Consider the following 22,383-nt stretch of genomic DNA (forward strand, 5'->3'; position numbering starts at 1 on the left):
CTGCGGCTGTGACGGGCCTGCCCCGCTCGGGTCTACTGCCCGCCCGAGGGAGGGGTTCTTCCGAGTGCTCCCCGGTGATGGCCGGATCGATGCGCGCCCGATTCTACCCGGCTCGCGGGCCGGGCGCGCGCACGCCGGAGGCACCGCCGGCGCCTCGGTGAAGCCGCAGTGGAACGCCTTGACCACCCCCGTTCGCGGGGGTTACGGTGTCGACGCGGGAAAACGCTATCCCACCCCACCGGAGGATTCAACGATGAATCGAACGTCCCCCCTGCTCACCGCGGGCTGCGCCCTGGGCCTCGGCCTCGCGCTGCTCGCCCCCACCGTCGCCGTGGCCGAGGAGGGCGGCCCCGCCGCCGCCTCGACGGCCCCGCAGCTCGAGCTGCTCGACCGCGGGCTCGTCGCCGTCGGCACCCCCGGCGGCATCCACCTCAGCTGGCGCCTGCTCGCCGAGGAGACCACGGGCGCCGGCGAGAGCGGCATGCTCGGCGCCGACTTCCAGGTGCACCGCGACGGCGAGCTCATCGCCACCGTCACCGACAGCACCAACCACCTCGACGCCGGCGGCACCGCGGCATCGAGCTACACCGTCACCCCCGTGCTCGAGGGCGCGGTCGGCAGCGCCTCCGAGCCCGCGACGCCACTCGCCCAGCCCTACGCGAGCCTGCCGCTGCAGAAGCCCGCCGACGGGGTAACCCCGCTCGGCGAGGACTACACCTACTCCGCGAACGACATGAGCGTCGGCGACATGGACGGCGACGGGCGGTACGAGTACGTCGTCAAGTGGGATCCTCCAACGCCAAGGACGTCTCGCAGCGCGGCTACACCGGCAGCACCTACGTCGACACGTACACCGCGGAGGGCGAGCTGCTGCACCGCATCGACCTCGGCGTGAACATCCGCTCGGGGGCGCACTACACGCAGGTCATGGTCTTCGACTTCGACGGCGACGGCCGCGCCGAGATCATGATGAAGACGGCGCCCGGCACGAAGACCGTGGTGGGCGGCGAGGAGTCGTTCATCACGCTGCCGCAGCGCGACGTCGACGCCGGGGTGACCCACGCCGACGACTACCGCCTCAGCGCGGCGCAGTACGCCGAGCGGCTCGCGGGGGTCTTCGCGGGCTGGAGCGAGCATCCCGAGGTCGTGAACGGCGACTGGCCCGCCACGATCGAGGCGGCCCTCGGCATCGAGAACCGCTACGAGTACCCGCTGTCGGACGCGGACGCCGCCGAGCTCGTCGACTACTTCATCGACGTCTACGCGCCCTCGCGCAGCGGCAACAACCGCCTGCGCGAGTTCGACGGCTTCATCCTCGACGGGCCCGAGTACCTCACGGTGTTCGACGGCCTGACCGGCGCCGAGCTCGCCACGGAGGACTACGAGCCCGGCCGCGGCGACGACGGCCTCGAGTGGGGCGACTACGCCTACAGCCGCATCGAGCCCGGCAACCGGGTCGACCGGTTCCTCGCCGGTGTCGGCTACCTGAACGGCTCCACCCCCTCGGCGATCTTCGCCCGCGGCTACTACACCCGCACGACGATCGCCGCGTACGACTGGGACGGCGAGGAGCTCAGCCAGCGCTGGTTCGTCGACAGCGGCCACACGCCGATGTCGAACCCCTTCAACGACGCCCCGCACGGTCGCGCGGGCTCCGACCCGGAGTTCGGCTCGCTCAACACGCAGGGCTTCCACTCGCTCAGCGTCGCCGACGTCGACGCCGACGGCCGCCAGGAGCTCGTCTACGGCGCCTCGACGATCGACGACGACGGCTCGCTGCTCTACAGCTCGGCCGACGTGCTGCCCGCGGGCAGCGCCTCCCCCGGCACGCTCGCCGGGCTCGGCCACGGCGACGCCATGCACGTGACCGACATCGACCCCAACCGTCCGGGCCTCGAGATCTTCACCGTGCACGAGGGCGGCGCCGGCGCCCCCTACGGCTACGCGCTGCGCGACGCGGCCACGGGCGAGGTCATCTACGGCGAGTACACCGGCCGCGACACCGGGCGCGGCATGATCGGCGACGTCGACGTCTCGCAGCCGGGCCTCGAGACCTGGGCCACGCGCCTGCGCGCCGCCGACGGCACCGACCTCGGGTCGCGGCTGCCCGGCACGAACCAGAGCATCCGCTGGTCGGCCGACATGACGACGCAGATCGTCGGCGGCAGCGGGAACGGCGACGCCGTGATCGACGACTGGACGCGCGGACGCCTGCTCACCGCGACGGGCACCCGCACGAACAACGGCACGAAGGGCAACCCCGGCCTCGTCGCCGACGTGCTCGGCGACTGGCGCGAGGAGCTGCTCGTGCGCAGCGCCGACTCGAGCGAGATCCGCATCTACATCAGCACCGAGGTCACCGACCGCAAGCTCACGACCCTCATGCACGAGCCGCAGTACCGGGCCGAGGTCGCGCGGCAGAACACCACCTACAACCAGCCCTCGTACACCTCGTACCTGCTGGCGAGCGACACCCGCTGGGAGGACGTGCCGGTCTACACGACCGTCGTGACCCCGGCCGAGGTCGAGATCGTCGACCGGCCGGGCGTCGGGCAGGACCGCTACACGATCCCCGCGGTCGACGGCGCGGTCTACCGCGTCGACGGCGAGGTCGTCGAGCCGGGCACGTACCGGCCCGGCAATGCCGAAGTCGAGGTGACGGCGGAGGCCGCCGACCGCTGGAGCGTCATCGCCGAGGGCTCGACCACCGCGTGGAGCTACGACTTCTTCCCGGGGAAGGGCGGACCGACGAAGGGCTGATCGACCGGATCGACGTCGAAGGGCGCTCGGGGCTGCGGCCGCGGGCGCCCTCCGCGCGTGATCATCCGCGCGTGATCATCCGCGGCAGCGCACGGGCGGGAATAGCGCGGCGCGCGACTACGCTTACCGACTTGTGACTACTGAACAGCGTGGCAAAGCGCCCACCACGCAGGCCTCCTCCGCGACCCTGCCCGCCCCCTCCGATCCCCGCATCGCACGTCGTGCGCGATGGGCCTCCCTCGTGGGGACCTCCCTGGAGTCGTACGACTTCTACCTCTTCGCCTACTTCTCGGCCTTCTTCGCCGGCCCGCTCTTCTTCTCCGGCTTCGGCGAGGTCGGGGAGGACATCGCGGCGCTGCTGACGATCGGCGTCGCCTTCGTGATCCGCCCCATCGGCGCGATCATCTTCGGCCACCTCGGCGACCGCCTCGGGCGCCGGCGCACGCTCATCGTGACGATCACGATGATGGGCGTCGCGACGGGCCTCATCGGCGTGCTACCCACCTACGACCAGGTCGGCTGGCTCGCGGCCGCGCTGCTCATCCTGCTGCGCCTCGTGCAGGGCATCTCGCTCGGCGGCGAGTGGGGCGGGGCGATCCTCATCGCCACCGAGCACGAGAGCCGCGCCAAGCGCGCCTTCGCCGCCGCGATGCCGCAGCTGGGCTCCCCCATCGGCTCGATCCTCTCCGCCGTCGCCTTCATCTGGCTGACGCTGTCGCTCACCTCGGCCGAGATCACCGAGTGGGCCTGGCGCATCCCGTTCCTCACCGCCATCCCGCTGCTCGCCGTCTCGCTGTACCTGCGGCTCGCCGTGACTGAGACCCCGGTGTTCGAGAGCGTCAAGAAGGCGCAGCGCCGCCCGAAGGTGCCCATCGCGGCCCTGCTGCGCGCGCAGCCGACCGCGGTCGTCGTCGCCATCGGCGTGGCCCTGCTCGGCATCGGCTCGTACTCGCTCATGAACACCTACACGCTGAACTACGGCAACGCGGTGCTCGGCTTCGACTACTACCAGCTGCTCATCGCGACGACGATCGGCGGGCTGCTGCAGCTCGTCACCATCCCGCTGTTCGGGGCGTGGGCGACGCGCATCGGATCGGGCATGGTCGTCGCCATCGGCGCGCTCGGCACCCTGCTCGTCGCGTTCCCGCTCTACTACTTCCTGCAGTTCGCCGACTTCGGCGTGCTCGTGGCGATGATGGTGATCGGCGGCATCCTGCCGACGATGAGCTGGGCGGCCCTCGGCGGCATCTTCACCGAGCTCTTCGACGAGCGCTACCGCTACTCGGCGCTGAGCTTCGCCTACGCGCTGTCGGCCGCGGTCGCGGGCTTCGTGCCCGGGCTCACGGCGGTGCTCGGCGAGCAGACCGGCAACGCCTGGTGGCACCCCGGCATCGTGCTCGCCGCGATGTCGCTCATCACGCTCGTCGCCTCGCTCGTGGCGATCCGCATGCGCGTCGACAAGGACGAGGACGCGGGCGTGCCGCTCGACTGAGCCGCGCCCCGGGCGGGCCGCTCCCCCGCGGAGCGGCCCGCCCGGCGCCGGTACGATGGCAGGGCATCCCACACTCAGGCACCCCTTCCGCTGACACGGTGCCGCACATAGCGAGAGTCGAGCCCCGCCCATGAGCCACGCCATCCCCGAGAAGCCCGCCCTCGAGGGCCTCGAGACCGTCTGGGGCTCCCGCTGGGAGCAGCAGGGCACCTACCGCTTCGATCGGGATGCCGCGCTCGCGGCAGGCGCCGACTGCGTCTACGCGATCGACACCCCGCCCCCGACGGCGTCCGGTTCGCTGCACATCGGGCACGTGTTCAGCTACACCCACATGGATCTCGCCGCGCGGTTCCAGCGCATGCGCGGGCAGCACATCTTCTACCCCATGGGGTGGGACGACAACGGGCTGCCGACCGAGCGCCGGGTGCAGAACTACTACGGCGTGCGCTGCGACCCCTCGCTGCCCTACGACCCCGACTTCACCCCGCCCTTCGAGGGCGGCGACAACCGCTCGGCGAAGGCCGCCGACCAGATCCCGGTGAGCCGGCGCACGTTCATCGAGCTGTGCGAGAAGCTCACCGTCGAGGACGAGAAGCAGTTCGAGGATCTCTGGCGCACCCTCGGCCTCAGCGTCGACTGGACCCAGACCTACCGCACCATCGGCGACGACGCCCAGCGCGCCGCCCAGCGCGCGTTCCTGCGCAACCTCGGCCGCGGCGAGGCCTACCGCGCCGACGCGCCGACGCTGTGGGACGTCACGTTCCGCACGGCCGTCGCGCAGGCCGAGCTCGAGGACAAGGAGATGCCCGGGGCCTACCACCGGGTGAGCTTCCACCGCCCCGAGGGCGGCACGATCGACATCGAGACGACGCGCCCCGAGCTGCTCGCGGCCTGCGTGGCCCTCGTGGCGCATCCCGATGACGAGCGCTACCAGCCCTTCTTCGGCACCACGGTGCGCACACCCCTGTTCGGCGTCGAGGTGCCCGTGGTCGCCCACCACCTCGCGCAGAAGGACAAGGGCTCGGGCATCGCCATGGTCTGCACCTTCGGCGACGTCACCGACGTCGTCTGGTGGCGCGAGCTCGACCTGCCGACCCGCCCCATCCTCGGCAAGGACGGCCGCATCCTCGCCGAGGCGCCGGAGGGCATCGAGGGCGAGGCGCTCGCCGTCTACGCCGAGCTCGCCGGCAAGACCGTGTTCAGCGCGAAGGCCCGCACGGTCGAGCTGCTGCGCGAGTCGGGCGACCTCATCGGCGAGCCGCGCGCCATCACGCACCCGGTGAAGTTCTTCGAGAAGGGCGACAAGCCGCTCGAGATCGTCACCACCCGCCAGTGGTACATCAGCAACGGCGCCCGCGACGGCGGGCTGCGCGAGCGCCTGCTCGAGCGCGGCCGCGAGGTGGCGTTCCACCCCGACTTCATGCGCGTGCGGTACGAGAACTGGGTCGGGGGCCTCAGCGGCGACTGGCTCATCTCGCGCCAGCGCTTCTTCGGCGTGCCCATCCCGGTCTGGTACCGCCTCGACGAGCACGGCGAGCAGACGGGCGAGCCGATCGTGCCCGACGAGAGCATGCTGCCGGTCGACCCCGCCTCGATGCCGGCGCCGGGCTTCGACGAGGCCCAGCGCGGTCAGCCCGGCGGCTTCGTCGGCGAGGTCGACATCATGGACACCTGGGCGACCTCGAGCCTCACCCCGCAGATCGCCGGCAAGTGGGAGGACGACCCCGAGCTGTTCGGCCTGGTCTTCCCGTACTCGCTGCGCAGCCAGGGTCAGGACATCATCCGCACCTGGCTCTTCTCGACGGTGCTGCGCGCCGAGCTCGAGCACGGCAGCGTTCCGTGGACGAACGCCGGCGTCTCGGGCTTCATCGTCGACCCCGACCGCAAGAAGATGTCGAAGTCGAAGGGCAACGTCGTCACGCCCGCCGCCATGCTCGAGACCCACGGCTCGGACGCGGTGCGCTACTGGGCGGCCTCCTCGCGCCTCGGCACCGATGCCGCCTTCGACCCGCAGAACCCGAAGCAGATGAAGATCGGCCGCCGCCTCGCCATCAAGGTGCTCAATGCGGCGAAGTTCGTCTACTCGTTCCCCGAGGCGGGCGAGGGCGCGACCGTCACCGACCCGCTCGACCGCGACATGCTCGCGACGCTCGCCGACGTCGTGCGCCAGGCCACCCGCGCCTACGAGGAGTACGACCACGCCCGCGCCCTCGAGGTGACCGAGCAGTTCTTCTGGACCTTCTGCGACGACTACCTCGAGCTCGTCAAGGAGCGCGCGTACGGCTCCACCCAGGGCGACGCGGGGGATGCCGAGGGCGGCCAGGCGAGCGCGGTCACCGCCCTGCGGCGGGCGATCGATGTCATGCTGCGGCTGCTCGCGCCGGTCATCCCCTTCGCGACGGAGGAGGTCTGGAGCTGGACCCACGCCGGCAGCGTGCACACCGCCGCGTGGCCGACGGTCGAGGAGCTCGGCTCCGACTCCCCCACGGGGCTGCTGCCGCTCGTCTCGCAGGCGCTCATCGGAATCCGCCGCGCGAAGACCGACGCGAAGGCCTCGCAGAAGACCCCCGTGGCGCGCGCCGTCGTGGCCGGCCCGATGCTGCTCGCCGAGGCGGCGAGCGACCTCAAGGCCGTCGGGCGCATCGAGGTGCTCGACGTCGTCGAGGCCGAGAGCGTCTCGGTGCTCGAGATCGAGCTGGCGGAGCAGCCGGAGGGCTGAGCGGGTCGGGGCCCGTGCGGCAGACTGTGCGCATGAGCGAGAGCACGCCGACGACGAGCGCGACCGGGGCACCGACGGTGCGCCCGATCGCGCCGGAGGACCGCGCCGACTGGCAGCGGCTTTTCCTCGCCTACGGCGCGTTCTACGAGACGGCTTTCGCCCCCGAGGTGCTCGACGGCGTCTGGGCGTGGCTGATGGATGCCCGGCACCCGCAGCGCGCGCTCGTCGCGGTGCTCGGCGCCGAGGTCGTCGGGTTCGCCCACTTCCGCGCGCAGCCCGACACCTTCACGGCCCACCCCGGCTGGTTCCTCGACGACCTCTACACCGACCCGGCGCATCGCGGCGCGGGCGCGGCGACGGCGCTCGTCGAGGCGGTCGCCGCGGAGGCCGGGTCGGCCGGCGGCGGAACCCTGCGGTGGATCACCGCCGACGACAACGACCGCGCGCAGCGCGTCTACGACCGCATCGCGACCCGCACCCGCTGGGTCACCTACGAGAGGGAGTGCTGAACCATGCAGATCGGAACCCGCTGGGCCGTCGGCGCCGAGCCGCCCGCACGCCTCGACAGCGCCGTGCACGCCGCCATCCGCCAGGTGGAGGGCGAGCTGCTGGGGCGCGATACGACCCAGTGGCGCTGGACCCTCAGCTGGCTGGAGGGCCGCCCGGTCGTCGAGCTCGACGACGGCACGGTCATCCGCACCGGGCACGACGGCACGGTCGCGATCGCGAACCTCGACGACGAGGACGCCGCGGCGCACCACTGAGCGCCGCGCGCGCCTCGTCGCCGCCGCTACTGGGTGTATCCGTAGCGGATGACGCTCCGCGCGCGCTCGGTCGCGCGCTGAGCGGCGAGCGCCCGCTGCTGGTCGGCGTGGGCGCCGGAGGTCGCGTCGACGGCCGCCGCGCGCGACCAGCGCACGAGCGCGATGCCGACGGCGAGGGCGAGACGGCGGCCGAGCGGCCGGACGATGGACCGGCGGGTCGCCGGCAGGGTGATGGTGAGGGTGGTCATGCGCGGGGCTCCTCGGCGGAGGGGTCGGACTGATCGGAGGGATCGGCAGGCGGCACCTCGTCCCCGTCGAGGACGGGGAAGCCGAAGTACTGCAGCTGCACGGGGCGCGATCCGGGGATGCGCTGGCCGCGGTGCGCGGTGGCGAACTCGGTGATGAGTCGGTTGATGCTCTCGTTGAAGGCGGAGAGCTGCTCGGCGGTGACGTGCACGCTCGCCGATTCGAGCGCGAGGGCATCGGCCCATTCGGCGCTCAGCACGTCCGTGCCACGCTCGATGACGTCGCGCACGGCCGCCTCGCGGTGGTGCAGCCACTCGCGCATGATGAGCCGGGAGGCCTGCTTGCCCGCCTCCGAGTCGTCCGTGCCGGGACCGCCGAGGTGGATCGGCCCGGGTCGGCGCTCCCACCAGCGCTCGCGGCCGGTGCCGCGATCGGCGACCTCGCGCACGTACTCGTGCTTCTCGAGCTGGCGCAGGTGGTAGCTCGTCGCCCCGCTCGACTCGCCGAGCCGCGCGGCCAGGCCGCTCGCGGTGTGCGGCCCGTAGGTCGACAGCGCCTCGATGATCTGCACGCGCAGCGGGTGGGCGAGGGCCTTGAGGCCGTCGAGGTCGGGCGCGTGCGACTCGGGGTTCGGGGACATGATGCAAAGGTATCTCTGCAAAGATTTCTTTGCAAGCATTATTTTGCAACGTGCTCTTTGCAAAGACTCCTGTGCATCGCCCGGCCCCGCGTCGGCCGCCCGGCCTAGGCTGGCCGCATGAGCAACCCCTTCCTCTCCCCCAGCACCCTCCCGTACCAGCTGCCGCCGTTCGCCGACATCGCCGTCGAGCACTACGCCCCTGCGATCACGCAGGGCATGGCCGAGCAGCGCGCCGAGATCGACGCGATCACCGCCGACCCCGCCGAGGCCACCTTCGAGAACACGATGGTGCCGCTCGAGCGCAGCGGGCAGACCCTCATGCGCGTGCTGCGCGTCTTCTTCAACCAGTCCTCCGCCGACTCGACCGACGCCGTCGCCGCCATCGAGGAGGAGTTCGCTCCGCAGCTCGCCGGCCACGAGGACGCGATCGAGCTGGATGGCGCGCTGTACGCGCGCATCCGCCACCTGCACGAGCACCTCGACGAGCTGGGTCTCGACGACGAGCAGCGCTACCTGGTCGAGCGGCGCTTCACGCGCATGACCCTCGCCGGCGCCAGCCTCGACGAGATGGAGAAGGCGCGCCTCACCGAGCTCAACCAGCGCCTCTCGGTGCTGCAGACCAAGTTCGAGAAGAACCTGCTCGCCGACACGAACGACCTCGCCGTCGTCATCGACTCGGTCGACGAGCTCGACGGCCTCAGCGAGGGCGAGATCTCGGCCGCCGCCCAGGCGGCATCCGACCGCGGGCTCGAGGGCAAGCACCTCATCACGCTCGTGCTGCCCACCGGGCACCCCGTTCTGGAGAGCCTGACGAACCGGGAGGTGCGCGAGCGCATCATGCGGGCATCCCGTCAGCGGGCGGCGCGCGGCAACGCCCACGACAACGGCGACGTGCTGCTCGAGATCGTGCGGCTGCGGGCCCGCCGAGCCGAGCTGCTCGGCTTCGCCAGCCACGCCGACTTCATCACCGCCGACCAGACGGCGAGGACGCCGCAGCGCGTCGCCGCGATGCTCGAGCCGCTCGCGCAGGCCGCCGCCCGCAACGCCCGCGCCGAGAAGCAGAAGCTCGAGCAGCTGGCCGGCCACCCCATCGAGGCGCACGACTGGGCCTTCTACAGCGAGAAGGTGCGCAAGGCCGAGTTCGACGTCGACACCAGCGAGCTCAAGCCCTACTTCGAGGCCGAGCGGGTGCTGCAGCAGGGCGTCTTCGCCGCCGCGACCAAGGTCTACGGCATCACCTTCAGCGAGCGCCGCGACCTGCAGGGGTACACCGAGGGCGTGCGCGTCTTCGAGGTGCGCAACGAGGACGGCTCAGAGCTCGGCCTCTACCTGCTCGACCTCTACACGCGCGACACGAAGCGCGGCGGCGCCTGGATGAACGAGCTCATCGGCCAGAACGAGCTGCTCGACCACCCCACGATCGTCGTCAACAACCTCAACGTCTCGAAGCCCGCCGCGGGCGAGCCGACTCTGCTGACCTTCGACGAGGTGAACACCTTCTTCCACGAATTCGGCCACGCCCTGCACGGCCTCTTCGCCCGCGTCGTCTACCCGAGCTTCACGGGCACGAACGTGTACCGCGACTTCGTCGAGTTCCCCAGCCAGGTCAACGAGATGTGGATGCTCTGGCCCGAGATCGTCAACGACTACGCCGTGCACCACCGCACCGGCGAGCCCATCGACGCGGGCATCATCGACCGCATCCGCGCCTCGCAGACCTGGGGCGAGGGCTTCGCGACGAGCGAGTACCTCGCCGCGGCGCTGCTCGACCAGGCCTGGCACCGGCTCTCGTCGGCCGAGGCGGACGCCGTGACCGACGTCGCCGCCTTCGAGCGCGACGCGCTCGCCGCTGTCGGGCTCGACGACCCGGCGGTGCCGACCCGGTACTCGAGCTGCTACTTCGCCCACACCTTCTCGGGCGGCTACTCGGCCGGCTACTACTCGTACATCTGGAGCGAGGTTCTCGACGCCGACACCGTGCAGTGGTTCGAGCAGAACGGCGGGCTCACCCGGGCCAACGGCGATCGGTTCCGGCAGTACGTGCTCGGCATCGGCGGCAAGCAGGACCCGCTCGAGGCCTACCGGGCGTTCCGCGGGCGCGACGCGGTGATCGAGCCGCTGCTCGAGCGGCGCGGCCTCGCGGCCTGAGCCGGGCGCGGGGCGCCGGGGCCGGGGGCGCTCCCCCGGCGCCGGCGCGGCGCGCGACTAGAACCAGAAGCTGAGGCGCGGGGCGAGCGGCGTCACGGCGAGGGCGTGCAGGCGCTCCAGTGCCTCCGGGGCGCCCGACGCGCGCCCGGCGGCCGCGAGCGTCAGCGGGCTCGTGCCGCCAAGGTGCACGGCGGCGAGGGCGCCCGCGTCGAGGGCCACCTCGGCGGGAGCATCCGTCGTCGTCACCGTCGCGCGCCCCGCCTCGTCGACCGCCAGCCGGAACCGGCCCGCGGCGAAGCCCAGCGGGTCGCTCACCTCGAGAACGATCTCACCCGCCGTCTGCCAGGTGCGGCCCTCGAGGGCGACGGCGACGTCGAGGATGCGCGTCCAGAGGTGATCGGACTGCGCCCGGGTGCGCACGGCCCGCGGGTCGGCGACCATCCAGCGCAGGGGCTCGTCGACGCTGCGCAGCCCCACCGCGATCTCGTGCACGAGATCGAGCTCGAGCAGGTACCGCCAGAGGCCCGCGTAGGCGTCGGTCGTGGCGGCGACGAGGTCGACGACCTCGATCGTGTGGCGCGAGAAGTCGTGGCCGGCTTCCTTCACCCGGTACAGGGCGAAGCCCTGCGGCTCGCCGTGCTCGTCGTCGTAGCGCACGGCCCGCACGTCGGCCGCCTTCTTCGCCTGCGAGGCGCGCAGGCCCAGCAGGCGGTCCCAGTAGCCGGGCCAGCGGTCGACGTCGCCGGCGACGCGGGCGCGCTGCTCGATGCCGGGGGCGAGCGGGCGCAGAGCATCCCGCTGCACGAAGTGCACGCGACCGGCCGCCTGCGGGCCCGTCCAGACCGCGCGGCGGGTGTCGATCACGAGGTCGACGGCCGAGGCCGCGGGGGCGAAGCCGAAGCGGCCGTAGATCGTCGCCTCCGAGACGGTGAGCGCGGCGATCGGCAGACGCAGCGCCCGGGCCGTGCGCAGCTCGCCCTCGAGCAGGGCGCGGGCGATGCCGCGACGGCGGTGCGTCGGCGCGACGGTCACGGCGCTGATCGCCCAGGCCGGAAGGCTGCCGCCGCCCGGCACCGTCAGCGGGGTGGGCCAGCTGTCGACCGTCGCGACCGGCGTCTCGGGCTCGACGGCGGTCGCGTCCCAGACGGCGGTCGTGCGGCGGTCCGCGAAGCCCTCGCGCGCCTCGTAGAGCTCCTCGGCCTCGGCGATCGCGCTGTAGAAGCCGCGGTTCACCGCCTGCGAGAAGGCGTCGCGCTCGTCCGGGTCGGTGCCGACCACCTCGTAGCGCAGGCCCCGCGCGGCGAGGGCCTCGCGGGAGTCGGTGTCGGCGGGCAGCGTGCGGAAGAGCTCGTCCATGCCGCCAGGCTATCGAGCCGGAGCCTCGGCGTCTCCGGTGCTGCGCGGCCGGCGGGCTCGGGTGACGAGCAGCACGACGGCCCCCACGAGCAGCCCCCAGAAGGCGCTGCCGACGCCCGCGACGACGACGCCCGAGGCGACGACGACGAGCGTGACGGCCGCGGTGAGGCGCGTCTCGGGGGCCTCGAAGGCCGCGACGAGGCCGGTCGTCAGGGCGCCGAGCAGGGCGAGCCCGGCGACGGCGATGATGAGGATGGGCGGGGCCGCCGTGACGAGCGCCGTCGCCGCGCCCGCGCTCAGGCCGAGCAGCACGTAGACGACGCCGCCCGCGACGGGCGCGATCCAGCGGCGGTCGCGGTCGGGATGCGCGTCGGGACCGGCCATGAGCGCCGCCGTGAGCGCCGCCAGGTTGACGGCGAACCCGCCGAGCGGGGCTCCGATCGCGGTGACGAGACCGCTCGAGACGAGCACCGCCCGCGCCGGAGCCGGCGGGTACCCGAGCGTCGTGAGCACCGCGAAGCCGGGCACGTTCTGGCCCGCCATCGTGACGATGAAGAGCGGCAGCCCGAGCGAGGCGATGACGAGCGGATCGAGGGCCGGCAGCGTCAGGGTGAGGGCGGGCGCGAGGGAGGCGGCGGGCATCCCGGAGCCGTCGGCGAGCGCGCCGGCCGAGGCTGCTTCGAAGCCGCCGTTCGCCTGGATCACGATGCCGATGCCGGCGACGAGCATCGCCGCGGGCACCGCCCAGCGCGGGGCGAGGCGCACGAGCGCCAGCCAGACCAGCACGACGGGCACGGCGAGCAGGGGCTGCTCGACGACGGCGGTGACGGGGGCGATGCAGATGGGCAGCAGGATGCCGGCGAGCATGGCCCCGGCGAGCGGCATCGGGATGCGCGTCATCGCCCGGCCGAGCGGGCGGATGAGCCCGGTGATGACGATGAGCAGGCCGCAGACGATGAAGGCGCCGATGGCGGCGCGGTAGTCGCCGACCGCTCCCTCGGCGGCGACGAGCAGCGCGGCGCCGGGCGTCGACCAGGCGAAGGAGAGCGGCAGGCGGAAGGCCGCGCTCAGCGCGATCGCGAGGCCGGCCTGGCCGAGGCAGAGCACGAGCAGGCCCGAGGCGGCCTCGGCGGGGGTCGCGCCGACGGCGAGCAGCCCCGCGATGACGAGGGCGAAGGAGCTGGCGAAGCCGGTGAGCGCCCCGACGATGCCGGCGACGATGGGCTGCAGCATGAGCCGAGCCTAGGGCGCGCCGGATGCCCTCAGTGCGTCGCGGCGTAGGCCCGGCGCGACCACATCGCGACGTGGTGGTGCAGCTCGGGCACGAGCGGCTCGTGCTCGGGCTTCATGAGCACGCTGCGCATGATGCGGGCGTGGTCGGCGTCGCGCTCGAGCTCGATGCCGCGGGCGGCGAGCGGCTCGGGGCCGACGACGTAGGTGGCGAGGTGGGTCTGCTGCGGCCGGGTCGTGTCGGCGGCCATCTCGAAGATGGCGTGGCTGACGCGGTCGAGCTCGCTCATGCTCCGCACCCGCGGCAGGTAGGTGATGATGTCGAGCTCGGGGCGCTGGTAGGGCTGCAGGATGTCGCAGTCGGCGAGCAGGCCGTGCCAGGTCTGCGCGGCCCGGTAGCCGGGCAGCACGATGCCGCCGAGGCCCTGCTCGGTGAGCGGGAAGACCTTGAGCGTCGCCCACAGCGCGGCGGCCGCGGCGCCCGCGCGCGAGCATTCGAGCTGGATCTCGCCGAAGTGCCGCTCGGTGCTGGCGAAGTAGGTGTACGGCGACTCGTGGTGGTAGTACCGCAGGATCGACTGGTCGTTGAAGAGCACGGCGCCGCAGCCGTAGGGCTGGAGGCCGTGCTTGTGCGGGTCGACGACGACGGAGTCGGCGTCGCGGATGGCGCGGAAGTGCCGCGCCGTCTCGGGGTCGAGGTGGTCGGCGATGATCGAGAAGAACCCGCCGTAGGCCGTGTCGACGTGCACCCGCGCTCCGTACCGGCGGGCGAGCGGCACGATGTCGGCCAGCGGATCGACGGCGCCGAGCCCCGTGGTGCCGAGGGTGGCGACGACGACGCCGACGGTGCCGGTCTGCAGCTCGCGCTCGAGGGCGTCGAGGTCCATGCGCCCGCGGGCGTCGGTGGGGATGCCCGTCGTCGGCATGCCGAGCACCTCGCCCATGCGGGAGTGCGTGTAGTGGGCATCCGCGCTGTGCAGGATGCTGCTGCCGGGCCGGATCTCGCGACTCACCCAGAGCGCCTCGAGGTTCGCGGTCGTGCCGCTCGTAGTGAGGTGCCCCATGTAGTCGATGCCGTTTTCCGGCGTGTACCCGAACATGGCGGCGAGCTGGTCGAGCACCTCGTGCTCCATGGCGGTGGTGGCGCGGCTGGCGTCGATGGAGTGATTGTTGGGGTTGAGCTGCATCGTCGCGAGGTAGGCGGCGACGGCGACCGGGTGCGGGGGCTTCAGCATCTGCCCGGCGTACTGCGGGTGGAAGTAGGGGTAGTTGTCGTCGAGCCGCTCGACGAGCTCGGCGAGCACGGACTGCACCTGCTCGGGGTCGGCGTGCGTCGACTCGTGCACGGGCCAGTCGCCGTAGGTGGCCTTGAGATCGCCGATGCCCGTCATGACGGTCGGCAGCAGCTCGGTCAGGTCGATGGCACGCTTCGCGCTCACAGCCGCACTCCTTCGTGGGGGTGTCCGCCCTCGCGCGCGGGATGTGCGGCGACGGCGATGTCGCTCGCGAGTCTAGGCGATCTCCGTTCGGGGGCGAACGATCGGGATGCGCGGCGCGGGCCGCGCGGTCGGCCGCGGTCGCGCGCGCGGCGGGTTCCGCGGCCGTGGGGCGATGCGCGGCGGACGGCGCGCCTGCGGGGTGGCGGAACGATGCTCGCGCTCCTTCCACTCTGCAGGAACTCGCCGAGGATCGATCACTGAAGTCCTGCACAGTGGAAGGAGCGCAGGTGCGGATGGTGCCCCCGACCGGAATCGAACCTGTGACCAAGAGATGAGAAGCACCACGAGAACCGTTCTGGTGCCCCCGACAGGAATCGAACCTGTGACCAAGAGATGAGAAGCACCACGAGAACCGTTCTGGTGCCCCCGACAGGAATCGAACCTGTGACCAAGAGATGAGAAGCACCACGAGAACCGTTCTGGTGCCCCCGACAGGAATCGAACCTGTGACCAAGAGATGAGAAGCACCACGAGAACCGTTCTGGTGCCCCCGACAGGAATCGAACCTGTGACCAAGAGATGAGAAGCACCACGAGAACCGTTCTGGTGCCCCCGACAGGAATCGAACCTGTGACCAAGAGATTAGAAGGCTCCTGCTCTATCCGCTGAGCTACGGGGGCGAGGCGCCTCCAGGCTACCGGAGCCCTACCCTTTCGCCTCGGCGAGCGCCGTCAGCAGCCGGGGCAGGGTCGGCACGCCCTCCGCGGTGACGAGGATCGAGTCGTCGGCCCGGCGCACGACGATCGTCGGCGTCGAGGTGACGCCGTGGGCGAGGGCGCGCTCCTGGTGGGCGGCGACGTCGAGCTCCTCGACGACGAGCTCGGGCACGAGGCGCTGTGCCTCGGCCACCACCTCGCGCGCTCGGTGGCACGGGTCGCAGAAGGCCGAGGTGAAGAGTTCGATGCGCACCGCCCCAGGCTACGCGCGCCGCCTGCGTGCACGTCCGCCCCGACCGGGGCCGTCGGAGGCGCCGGATAGGGTGGTGCCGTGAATTCAACGACCGAGCGCCTCGTCTGGATCGACTGCGAGATGACGGGGCTCGACCTGACGAAGGACGAGCTCGTCGAGGTCGCGGTGGTCATCACCGACTACGAGCTCGAGCCCGTGCATCCCGGATTCTCGATCGTCATCGCCCCCAGCGCCGCCGCCCTCGAGGGCATGGGCGACTTCGTGCGCCAGATGCACACCACCAGCGGTCTGCTCGACGAGCTCGCCGACGGCGTCAGCCTCGCCGACGCCGAGGAGGCCGTGCTCGCCTACATCGCCGCGCACGTCCCCACCGCCGGCCAGGCGCCCCTCGCCGGCAACACCATCGGCACCGACCGCTCCTTCATCGCCCGCGACATGCCCCGGGTGGATGCCCATCTGCACTACCGCTCCGTCGACGTCTCCTCGATCAAGGAGCTCGTGCGCCGCTGGTTCCCTCGCGTGTACTTCAACGCCCCTGCCAAGAACGGCGGGCACCGGGCCCTCGCCGACATCCTCGAGTCCATCCGCGAGCTCGAGTACTACCGACGCATCGGCTTCACGACCGAACCCGGACCGACGAGCGAGGCCGCTCAGCAGGTCGCCGCCGAGGTCGTGGAGAAGTGGAGCCCCCGTCTGTAATAGACTTCTCGGGTTCCGCTCCACGAGCGGCGCATGGTGGGTATAGCTCAGTCGGTAGAGCACCTGGTTGTGGTCCAGGGGGCCGCGGGTTCAAGTCCCGTTACTCACCCACAGACGGGTCAGGTGTGAACTTTCGACCAAGGGACCACCCTTGGAGGAAGTTCGCACCTGGCCCTATTTCTTTGCCTCGGCGGCCCACCAGGGAAAAGCATGGCGAGGGCCACACTTGCTCGGCGTGCTTACCGAGGCACGGAGACGCCCGCCGGAATCTCTAAGCGAGCGAGAGGAAGAGCTTCTCCAGCTCGTCGATGCGCTCGCCGTCGCCCGGCTCCTCGGCTAGGCACTCCTTCAGGGCACCGGCGACCACCAGGAAGCCAGCCCGGTCGACGGCCTTCGACACTGCGGAGAGCTGCTGCACGACGTCGCGGCAGTGGGCCTCGTCCTCGACCGCAGCGATGACGGCTGCCAGCTGGCCGTGCGCGCGCCGCAGCCGATTCACGATCTTGCGCTTCGCCTCCGGGTCGTGCGCCGCGACGATGTCTGGGCTGATGCTCATCGGATTCCTCCTGGGTTGACATCCACCATACTCCCCAGGGTATAGTTTGGATACCCCCCGGGGTATTCAACCTTCATCGACACCGCCAGGAGGGCGAGATGTGCAGAGCCGCGAAGTGCAACATCTGCGGGAAGACGACCTGGGCTGGCTGCGGCCAGCACGTGAACGACGTGCGCCGCACGGTCCCGGCATCCGACTGGTGCCCCGGCCGGCACACGCAGCGCGACATCGATGAGGCGAAGGCCTCGCGACCCGGCTTCCTCGCGCGCCTGTTCGGCCGCTGATCCACTGACGAGAGGACATCACCATGTGCGCACGCATCACCTGCGACCGCTGCGGCAAGCCGAGCTGGGCCGGATGCGGCCAGCACGTCGAGGAGGCCCTCGGGGGCGTCCCGGCGGCCGACCGCTGCCACTGCTGACGACTACAACGACGACGACGACGAACAAGGAGAGCATCATGCTGCTGGAGCGCATCTACGACGAGGACCTCGCACAGGCGAGTTACGTCATCGGTTGCCAGGCGACCGGCGAGGCGATCGTGATCGACCCCCGCCGCGACGTCGACGAGTACATGCGACTGGCCGACAAGCACGGCCTGCGCATCGCGCACGTCACCGAGACCCATATCCACGCCGACTACCTCTCAGGCACCCGCGAGTTCGCGGCGCGCACCGGTGCCCGCATGCACGTCTCCGACGAGGGCGGACCCGACTGGACCTACGGCACCGGCTTCGACGACGCCGACCGGATGCACGACGGCGACGAGATCGTCGTCGGCAACGTGACGCTGCGAGCGGTGCACACCCCCGGCCACACGCCCGAACACCTGTCGTTCCTCGTGACCGACGGCGCGCAGGCCCAGGAGTCGGGCTTCATGCTCACCGGCGACTTCGTGTTCGTCGGCGACGTCGGCCGACCGGACCTGCTCGACGAGGCGGCCGGCGGCGTCGACACCCGCTTCGAGGGCGCTCACCAACTCTTCGCGAGCCTGCGCGACCGCTTCCTGACACTGCCCGACTACGTCCAGGTGCTGCCAGCGCACGGTGCCGGCAGCGCGTGCGGCAAGTCGCTCGGCGCGATCGCGGCGACGACCGTCGGCTACGAGCGCGCCTTCTCGTGGTGGGCTCCCTACCTCGCCGCCGACGACGAGCAAGGCTTCGTCGACGAGCTACTCTCCGGCCAGCCCGACGCCCACGCGTACTTCGCCCGAATGAAGTCCCAGAACCGCACCGGCCCCGCGGTGCTCCACCCCCGCGCACCGCTCCCCGAGCGGTCCACTGCGGAGGTGCAGCACCTCCTGGAGCGCGACCTCGCGATCCTGGTGGACACTCGGGACCGCCGGCAGGTGCACGACGGCACCGTGGTCGGTTCCCTCAACATCCCGGGCGCAGCGAAGGCCGCGACCTACGGGGCGTGGGTCTACGATCCGGAGGCGGAGCACCGGCCGCTCGTTCTCCTCGCGGACGACCGCGAGGAGGCGGAGCGGATGCGCGACCACCTCGTGCGGGTCGGCATCGACGCCGTCGACGGTTTCATCCGCTCCCTCGACGGGCTCGAGCTGGTGCAGCCCCGACTGCTGCAGCCGGAGGAGCTCGACGGCCTCGCCGACGTGAACCTGGTCGACGTGCGCGGCAGCTCCGAGCACGCCGACGGGCACATCCCCGGCTCCGCGCACCTCAGCGGCGGCCGCGCGCTGTGGCACCTCGACGAGTTGCCCGCGGACGGCACCGTCGTGACGTACTGCCAGAGCGGCGTGCGCAACAGCGTCGTCGCCAGCGCACTGCGCCGGGCCGGCGTCGACGTCGTCGAGCTCGACGGCTCCTACCTCGGGTGGCTCCAGACAACCGGGCGCGAGCCGGCGACCAGCTGACCGCCGAGGATCGAGGCGCCCGATGACGCCGACCGCCACCATCGCCGTTCTTGCGCTCGCCCTGCTGGTCGGCATCAGCCTCGGCCTGCTGGGCGGCGGCGGCTCGATCCTCGCCGTGCCCATCCTGACCGCCGTCGGCGGCGTGGAGCCGCGAGCCGCCATCGCGTCGTCACTGCTCATCGTCGGCACGACGAGCGCCCTCGGACTGCTGCAGCACGCTCGCGCGGGCCGCGTGCGCTGGCGTGTCGGCGTAGTCTTCGGGGCGGCCGGTGTTGTCGGCGCGCTCGTCGGCGGGCTGCTCGGCCGCACGCTGCCCCCAGGCGTGCTCATGGTGCTGCTCGCCGGCACGATGATCGCCGCCGCGGTGGCGATGCTTCGCCGGCGCCCGCGTCACGACCGGGCGGAGCCCGCTCGGCCGCGCATCGCCCTCGTCCTCGTGCTCGGAACGGTTGTCGGCTCACTCGCCGGGCTGGTCGGCGCGGGGGGCGGCTTCCTCATCGTCCCCGCGCTGATCCTGCTCGCCGGCCTGCCCGCGTCGGCCGCGATCGGCACATCCTTGCTCGTCATCGCGATGCAATCGCTCGCCGGGCTCGCGGCCCAACCAGCACTCCCCGACATCCCCTGGGCGCTGGTGCTGCCGTTCACCGCAATCGCCGTGGCGGGCTCCTTCCTCGGCTCGGCGCTCACCGGCCGCATCCCCGAACGGGCACTGCGCACCGGATTCGCGGTGCTCGTGCTCAGCGTGGCCGTCGCGCTGCTCGTGCAGCAGCTCGCGCTCCACCTCCCGCTCACCTGAACGACACCGCTCACCGGAGAACACCATGACCAGAACCCAGCTCGCCGGCCTCGCCGGCCTCGCGCTCGCCGCCGTCACGACAGGCTGCGCATCGACGCCCCCTGGCAGCGTCGCAGCTCCAGCGGACGCCGTCGTCATCGACGTGCGCACCGCGCCCGAGTTGGCATCCGGTCACCTCGACGGCGCGGTCCTCCTCGACGTGTCGAACGGCGACCTCGCCGCGGCACTGCCCTCGCTCGACCCTGATGCGCCCTACTTCGTCCACTGCAGGTCCGGCAGCCGGTCAGCACAGGCGGTCGCGCTCATGCGCGAGGCCGGCTTCGCGGACGTCACCGACCTCGGCGCGCTCAAGAGCGCGTCAGCGGCGACCGGCCTCGCAATCGGGCGCTGACGCCGGCCCATCCGACCAACACGTATCCAAGGAGCAAGCCCGAACATGACCACCCGTGACATCACCCTCGAAACGATCGACTCGACCATCGCCGGCGACGGCATGGTGCTCCTCGACTTCTGGGCGGCATGGTGCGGCCCCTGCCGCAGCTTCGCGCCCGTCTTCGACCGAGCTGCCGCGTCGAACACCGACATCGTGTTCGGTAAGGTCGACACCGAGGACCAGCAGCAGCTGGCCGCGGCGTTCCGCATCACCTCCATCCCGACGCTCATGGCCTTCCGCGACGGGATCCTCGTCTTCTCGCAGCCCGGCGCGCTGGGCCAGGCCCAGCTCGACAGCCTCATCGCCGGCGTCCGCGCGCTCGACATGGACGACGTGCGCCGCCAGGTCGCCGAGCAGCGCGCAGCCGCCGAGGCGCCGTGACTTCCCGCCGCCGCGCCCCGGTCTGCGCTCCGGGAAGCATCGAACGCGTCGTGCAGGCCGCTGTCGGCGCGCTGACCGGCGCTTTCGCGCTCAGCAACCTGCACGACGCGCCGCTCGCCATCGCCGCCACGCTCGGCGCTGCGCTCCTCCTCACCGGCGCAGTCCGCGGCTGGTGCCCGGCATCGCTGCTCGCGCGAGTCAGTGCCACCGCCGCAGAGCACAACACGCTGGGCATCCCGGAAGCCCGCCAGCCGCTCGACCAGCGAGGCCCCCGCTAGAGCGCAGGCTTCAGCCGCCCCCTCGTGCTGCCTCGCCGATTGCTAGTCGTCGAGGACGTGTCGTGGGCCGTCGGTTCCGATGGTGAGGGCTCCGGCGCAGTGCGCCGAGACGCACTCGCGCCAACGCCGGGGCGAGCTCGCGTGCAGATCGGCCCGCCAGCGCGGCCGAGCAGGATCAGTTCATCGGCCACGATCCGATGCCGTCACCGCATCCGCTCCGGCTGGCGGTGCGGATGCTGCGCGATGTCCGCGGCGCGCCAGCGCGATCGTCCAGGCGACGCTGGCGAGGAGCAGTAGCCCGCCGGCCGCATTCCACGCGACGTCATGCGGCAGCAGCTCCCCTGCCTCAGCTCGCGCGGCGCGCGGCATGCAATGGGGGACGGCATCGACATGCGCCCAGGGTTGCACGGGTACGGATCCTGGCTATCGGCGGAGGCTCTGATCCCCATGGCGCCCGAGGCTTTCTGCGCTCGTCCGGACGTCCTTAACACTCCCGGCTCCGACACCACGTCCAAGACGCTCCACCGCGGATCGGAGAGCGATGGCGCGGCATGCGCCGGTGCGACACGGTCTCTTTGAAGCGACTCGATCGCCGGTCCGGGCCGCGGCGTCCTGCCGCTCCGGTGACGGCTCCCTCCGCCGGGGAGCTCAGCGCACTTGGCTTACCGCCGCGCCGCCGGCGGGACGCATGACGTCCGGCTTCTCGGTACCAGCGCGCGCAGAAGAGCGCCACGATCGCGGCCTCGATCAGCTGCCATGAGCTGCGCGCCGGCTGCACGTCACCGACGGATGAGGTGAGGCGCTCGATGCGGTGTCGAGTCGAGGCCGATGGCCGCGGTTGTCAGGAGGTAGCCCGCGACGAGCAGGTGGGCGTGGACCGCCACGTGCACCAGCGGACCGGACTGCATCCAGCCGACCAGGGGTGTCGAATAGATCTGCCACAGTCCGCCGGCATTGAGACACGCTGCGGTGACGGCTCGCGTGTCGCCTCTCGCCTGGATGGACAGACGCGGGTCGGCGGGCGCCGCCCTCGCTCATCCACTCTTGTTCTCGAATACTCCTGGGGGTATAGTTGGATGCATCAGCGGGGACCGCGGATCGTGCCGGCACAAGCCTTCGGCCGACTCCCGCCCGCCCCGAGTCGCTTGGAGCAAGTCATGAGCTACGGCATCACCACGACAGTCGCCCTCCCCTTCGACGAAACGGTCACCGCGATCCGCGCGGCGCTCGCCACGCAGGGATTCGGCGTGCTGACCGAGATCGACATGGCGGCGACGCTCAAGGCGAAGCTCGATGTCGACATGCCCCCGCAGGTGATCCTGGGCGCGTGCAATCCTCCGCTCGCGCTCCGCGCGCTCCAGGCGGAGGAGTCCATCGGACTGCTACTCCCCTGCAACGTCACGGTGCGCGACGCCGGCGACGGTACGTCGGTCGTCGAGGCGCTCGACCCGAAGGTCATGGTCGGCGTCACCGGGAACGAGGCGCTGCGAGCGGTCGCAGACGAAGCGGCGGACCGCCTGGGCGCAGCGCTGGCCGAAGTCGGCAGCGGCAACGAGTGACGGCGCGACTGCGCCTTAAGCACGAGAACGGGGAGGTCGAAGCATG

At 71.7% G+C, this 22,383-nt stretch carries 21 protein-coding genes, 2 tRNA genes and 1 pseudogene; 15 read left to right on the forward strand and 9 right to left on the reverse strand.

The window, feature by feature from the left end; all coding sequences use genetic code 11:
• Positions 1-253 precede the first annotated feature (253 nt).
• The 5 genes and pseudogenes from HGB54_RS08800 (at position 254) to HGB54_RS08820 (ending at position 7,735) form a co-directional block, all read left to right on the forward strand.
• Positions 254-2,760 (forward strand): annotated as a pseudogene (locus tag HGB54_RS08800) (rhamnogalacturonan lyase).
• A gap of 241 nt (positions 2,761-3,001) precedes the next feature.
• A complete protein-coding gene (locus HGB54_RS08805; protein ID WP_168916105.1) occupies positions 3,002-4,252 on the forward strand; it encodes an MFS transporter in 1,251 nt (416 codons plus the stop codon).
• A gap of 130 nt (positions 4,253-4,382) precedes the next feature.
• Positions 4,383-6,971 carry a valine--tRNA ligase gene (gene valS / locus HGB54_RS08810; RefSeq protein WP_168916106.1) on the forward strand — a complete coding sequence of 863 codons (2,589 nt, stop codon included), beginning with the start codon at positions 4,383-4,385 and terminating at the stop codon, positions 6,969-6,971.
• 32 nt (positions 6,972-7,003) lie between these two features.
• Positions 7,004-7,480, forward strand: coding sequence for a GNAT family N-acetyltransferase (locus HGB54_RS08815; RefSeq protein ID WP_168916107.1), 477 nt, complete (start codon positions 7,004-7,006; stop codon positions 7,478-7,480).
• 3 nt (positions 7,481-7,483) lie between these two features.
• Entirely contained in the window at positions 7,484-7,735 is a 252-nt protein-coding gene (locus tag HGB54_RS08820; RefSeq protein ID WP_168916108.1) for a hypothetical protein, read from the forward strand.
• Positions 7,736-7,761: 26 nt separating this feature from the next.
• Here HGB54_RS08820 and HGB54_RS08825 read toward each other — a convergent pair whose 3' ends face one another.
• The gene (locus HGB54_RS08825; protein ID WP_168916109.1) at positions 7,762-7,983 is read right to left on the reverse strand and encodes a hypothetical protein; all 222 of its coding nucleotides are present in this window, start codon (positions 7,981-7,983) and stop codon (positions 7,762-7,764) included.
• On the reverse strand, positions 7,980-8,621 hold the full coding sequence (locus HGB54_RS08830; protein ID WP_168916110.1) for an ArsR/SmtB family transcription factor: 642 nt from the start codon (positions 8,619-8,621) through the stop codon (positions 7,980-7,982). The genes HGB54_RS08825 and HGB54_RS08830 overlap by 4 nt, the downstream gene beginning before the upstream one ends.
• Before the next feature lie 117 nt (positions 8,622-8,738).
• Between HGB54_RS08830 and HGB54_RS08835 the strand changes: the two genes are divergently transcribed.
• On the forward strand, positions 8,739-10,769 hold the full coding sequence (locus tag HGB54_RS08835) for a M3 family metallopeptidase (protein WP_168916111.1): 2,031 nt from the start codon (positions 8,739-8,741) through the stop codon (positions 10,767-10,769).
• A 57-nt stretch (positions 10,770-10,826) separates the two neighbouring features.
• Here the strand turns inward: HGB54_RS08835 and HGB54_RS08840 are convergent, their stop codons facing one another.
• The 5 genes from HGB54_RS08840 to HGB54_RS08860 all read right to left on the reverse strand — a co-directional run bounded on the left by HGB54_RS08840 (position 10,827) and on the right by HGB54_RS08860 (position 15,763).
• Positions 10,827-12,125, reverse strand: a complete 1,299-nt coding sequence (locus HGB54_RS08840; protein ID WP_168916112.1) for a GNAT family N-acetyltransferase — start codon at positions 12,123-12,125, stop codon at positions 10,827-10,829.
• 9 nt (positions 12,126-12,134) lie between these two features.
• Positions 12,135-13,358 (reverse strand): benzoate/H(+) symporter BenE family transporter, encoded by a 1,224-nt coding sequence (locus tag HGB54_RS08845; RefSeq protein WP_168916113.1) that lies wholly within the window; start codon positions 13,356-13,358, stop codon positions 12,135-12,137.
• A 29-nt stretch (positions 13,359-13,387) separates the two neighbouring features.
• A complete protein-coding gene (locus HGB54_RS08850; protein WP_228545767.1) occupies positions 13,388-14,794 on the reverse strand; it encodes a pyridoxal phosphate-dependent decarboxylase family protein in 1,407 nt (468 codons plus the stop codon).
• 604 nt (positions 14,795-15,398) lie between these two features.
• A tRNA-Arg gene (locus HGB54_RS08855) sits at positions 15,399-15,474 on the reverse strand.
• A gap of 25 nt (positions 15,475-15,499) precedes the next feature.
• The gene (locus HGB54_RS08860) at positions 15,500-15,763 is read right to left on the reverse strand and encodes a thioredoxin family protein (RefSeq protein ID WP_168916114.1); all 264 of its coding nucleotides are present in this window, start codon (positions 15,761-15,763) and stop codon (positions 15,500-15,502) included.
• A gap of 78 nt (positions 15,764-15,841) precedes the next feature.
• On the opposite strand from HGB54_RS08860, the gene orn reads away from it, so the two are divergent.
• Both orn and HGB54_RS08870 read left to right on the forward strand, forming a co-directional pair.
• Positions 15,842-16,462, forward strand: coding sequence for an oligoribonuclease (gene orn, locus HGB54_RS08865; protein WP_168916115.1), 621 nt, complete (start codon positions 15,842-15,844; stop codon positions 16,460-16,462).
• Positions 16,463-16,498: 36 nt separating this feature from the next.
• Positions 16,499-16,571, forward strand: a tRNA-His gene (locus tag HGB54_RS08870).
• 162 nt (positions 16,572-16,733) lie between these two features.
• Here HGB54_RS08870 and HGB54_RS08875 read toward each other — a convergent pair.
• Positions 16,734-17,018, reverse strand: coding sequence for a metal-sensitive transcriptional regulator (locus HGB54_RS08875; RefSeq protein ID WP_016465089.1), 285 nt, complete (start codon positions 17,016-17,018; stop codon positions 16,734-16,736).
• A 98-nt stretch (positions 17,019-17,116) separates the two neighbouring features.
• Here HGB54_RS08875 and HGB54_RS08880 point away from each other — a divergent pair, with 98 nt between their 5' ends.
• From HGB54_RS08880 to HGB54_RS08905, 6 genes are all read left to right on the forward strand, one after another.
• Complete coding sequence (locus tag HGB54_RS08880; RefSeq protein WP_016465088.1) at positions 17,117-17,302, forward strand: hypothetical protein; 186 nt, start codon at positions 17,117-17,119, stop codon at positions 17,300-17,302.
• A 175-nt stretch (positions 17,303-17,477) separates the two neighbouring features.
• Complete coding sequence (locus HGB54_RS08885) at positions 17,478-18,890, forward strand: MBL fold metallo-hydrolase (protein ID WP_168916116.1); 1,413 nt, start codon at positions 17,478-17,480, stop codon at positions 18,888-18,890.
• Between the two features lie 22 nt (positions 18,891-18,912).
• Positions 18,913-19,686 carry a sulfite exporter TauE/SafE family protein gene (locus HGB54_RS08890; protein ID WP_033107195.1) on the forward strand — a complete coding sequence of 258 codons (774 nt, stop codon included), beginning with the start codon at positions 18,913-18,915 and terminating at the stop codon, positions 19,684-19,686.
• Between the two features lie 25 nt (positions 19,687-19,711).
• Positions 19,712-20,077, forward strand: a complete 366-nt coding sequence (locus HGB54_RS08895; RefSeq protein WP_016465084.1) for a rhodanese-like domain-containing protein — start codon at positions 19,712-19,714, stop codon at positions 20,075-20,077.
• 45 nt (positions 20,078-20,122) lie between these two features.
• The gene (gene trxA, locus HGB54_RS08900) at positions 20,123-20,500 is read left to right on the forward strand and encodes a thioredoxin (protein ID WP_168916117.1); all 378 of its coding nucleotides are present in this window, start codon (positions 20,123-20,125) and stop codon (positions 20,498-20,500) included.
• On the forward strand, positions 20,497-20,778 hold the full coding sequence (locus tag HGB54_RS08905; RefSeq protein ID WP_016465082.1) for a YgaP-like transmembrane domain: 282 nt from the start codon (positions 20,497-20,499) through the stop codon (positions 20,776-20,778). Before trxA ends, HGB54_RS08905 begins: the two co-directional genes overlap by 4 nt.
• 779 nt (positions 20,779-21,557) lie before the next feature.
• On the opposite strand, the gene HGB54_RS12815 is transcribed toward HGB54_RS08905, so the two are convergent.
• Positions 21,558-21,785 (reverse strand): cytochrome c oxidase assembly protein, encoded by a 228-nt coding sequence (locus HGB54_RS12815; protein ID WP_168916912.1) that lies wholly within the window; start codon positions 21,783-21,785, stop codon positions 21,558-21,560.
• 150 nt (positions 21,786-21,935) lie between these two features.
• Between HGB54_RS12815 and HGB54_RS08915 the strand changes: the two genes are divergently transcribed.
• Positions 21,936-22,337: a DUF302 domain-containing protein gene (locus tag HGB54_RS08915; protein WP_016465080.1), complete on the forward strand. Its 402-nt coding sequence runs from the start codon at positions 21,936-21,938 to the stop codon at positions 22,335-22,337.
• Positions 22,338-22,383: the final 46 nt, after the last annotated feature.

The organism is Microcella flavibacter (assembly GCF_012530535.1).
Lineage (GTDB): Bacteria > Actinomycetota > Actinomycetes > Actinomycetales > Microbacteriaceae > Microcella > Microcella flavibacter.

What these genes read in the sequence shown, in the direction of transcription:
- valS (WP_168916106.1), top strand. Translation starts at nt 4,383, where the DNA reads ATGAGCCACGCCATCCCCGAGAAGCCCGCCCTCGAGGGCCTCGAGACC.
- HGB54_RS08815 (WP_168916107.1), top strand. Translation starts at nt 7,004, where the DNA reads ATGAGCGAGAGCACGCCGACGACGAGCGCGACCGGGGCACCGACGGTG.
- HGB54_RS08820 (WP_168916108.1), top strand. Translation starts at nt 7,484, where the DNA reads ATGCAGATCGGAACCCGCTGGGCCGTCGGCGCCGAGCCGCCCGCACGC.
- HGB54_RS08825 (WP_168916109.1), bottom strand. Translation starts at nt 7,983, where the DNA reads ATGACCACCCTCACCATCACCCTGCCGGCGACCCGCCGGTCCATCGTC.
- HGB54_RS08830 (WP_168916110.1), bottom strand. Translation starts at nt 8,621, where the DNA reads ATGTCCCCGAACCCCGAGTCGCACGCGCCCGACCTCGACGGCCTCAAG.
- HGB54_RS08835 (WP_168916111.1), top strand. Translation starts at nt 8,739, where the DNA reads ATGAGCAACCCCTTCCTCTCCCCCAGCACCCTCCCGTACCAGCTGCCG.
- HGB54_RS08840 (WP_168916112.1), bottom strand. Translation starts at nt 12,125, where the DNA reads ATGGACGAGCTCTTCCGCACGCTGCCCGCCGACACCGACTCCCGCGAG.
- HGB54_RS08845 (WP_168916113.1), bottom strand. Translation starts at nt 13,358, where the DNA reads ATGCTGCAGCCCATCGTCGCCGGCATCGTCGGGGCGCTCACCGGCTTC.
- HGB54_RS08875 (WP_016465089.1), bottom strand. Translation starts at nt 17,018, where the DNA reads ATGAGCATCAGCCCAGACATCGTCGCGGCGCACGACCCGGAGGCGAAG.
- HGB54_RS08880 (WP_016465088.1), top strand. Translation starts at nt 17,117, where the DNA reads ATGTGCAGAGCCGCGAAGTGCAACATCTGCGGGAAGACGACCTGGGCT.
- HGB54_RS08885 (WP_168916116.1), top strand. Translation starts at nt 17,478, where the DNA reads ATGCTGCTGGAGCGCATCTACGACGAGGACCTCGCACAGGCGAGTTAC.
- HGB54_RS08890 (WP_033107195.1), top strand. Translation starts at nt 18,913, where the DNA reads ATGACGCCGACCGCCACCATCGCCGTTCTTGCGCTCGCCCTGCTGGTC.
- HGB54_RS08895 (WP_016465084.1), top strand. Translation starts at nt 19,712, where the DNA reads ATGACCAGAACCCAGCTCGCCGGCCTCGCCGGCCTCGCGCTCGCCGCC.
- trxA (WP_168916117.1), top strand. Translation starts at nt 20,123, where the DNA reads ATGACCACCCGTGACATCACCCTCGAAACGATCGACTCGACCATCGCC.
- HGB54_RS08915 (WP_016465080.1), top strand. Translation starts at nt 21,936, where the DNA reads ATGAGCTACGGCATCACCACGACAGTCGCCCTCCCCTTCGACGAAACG.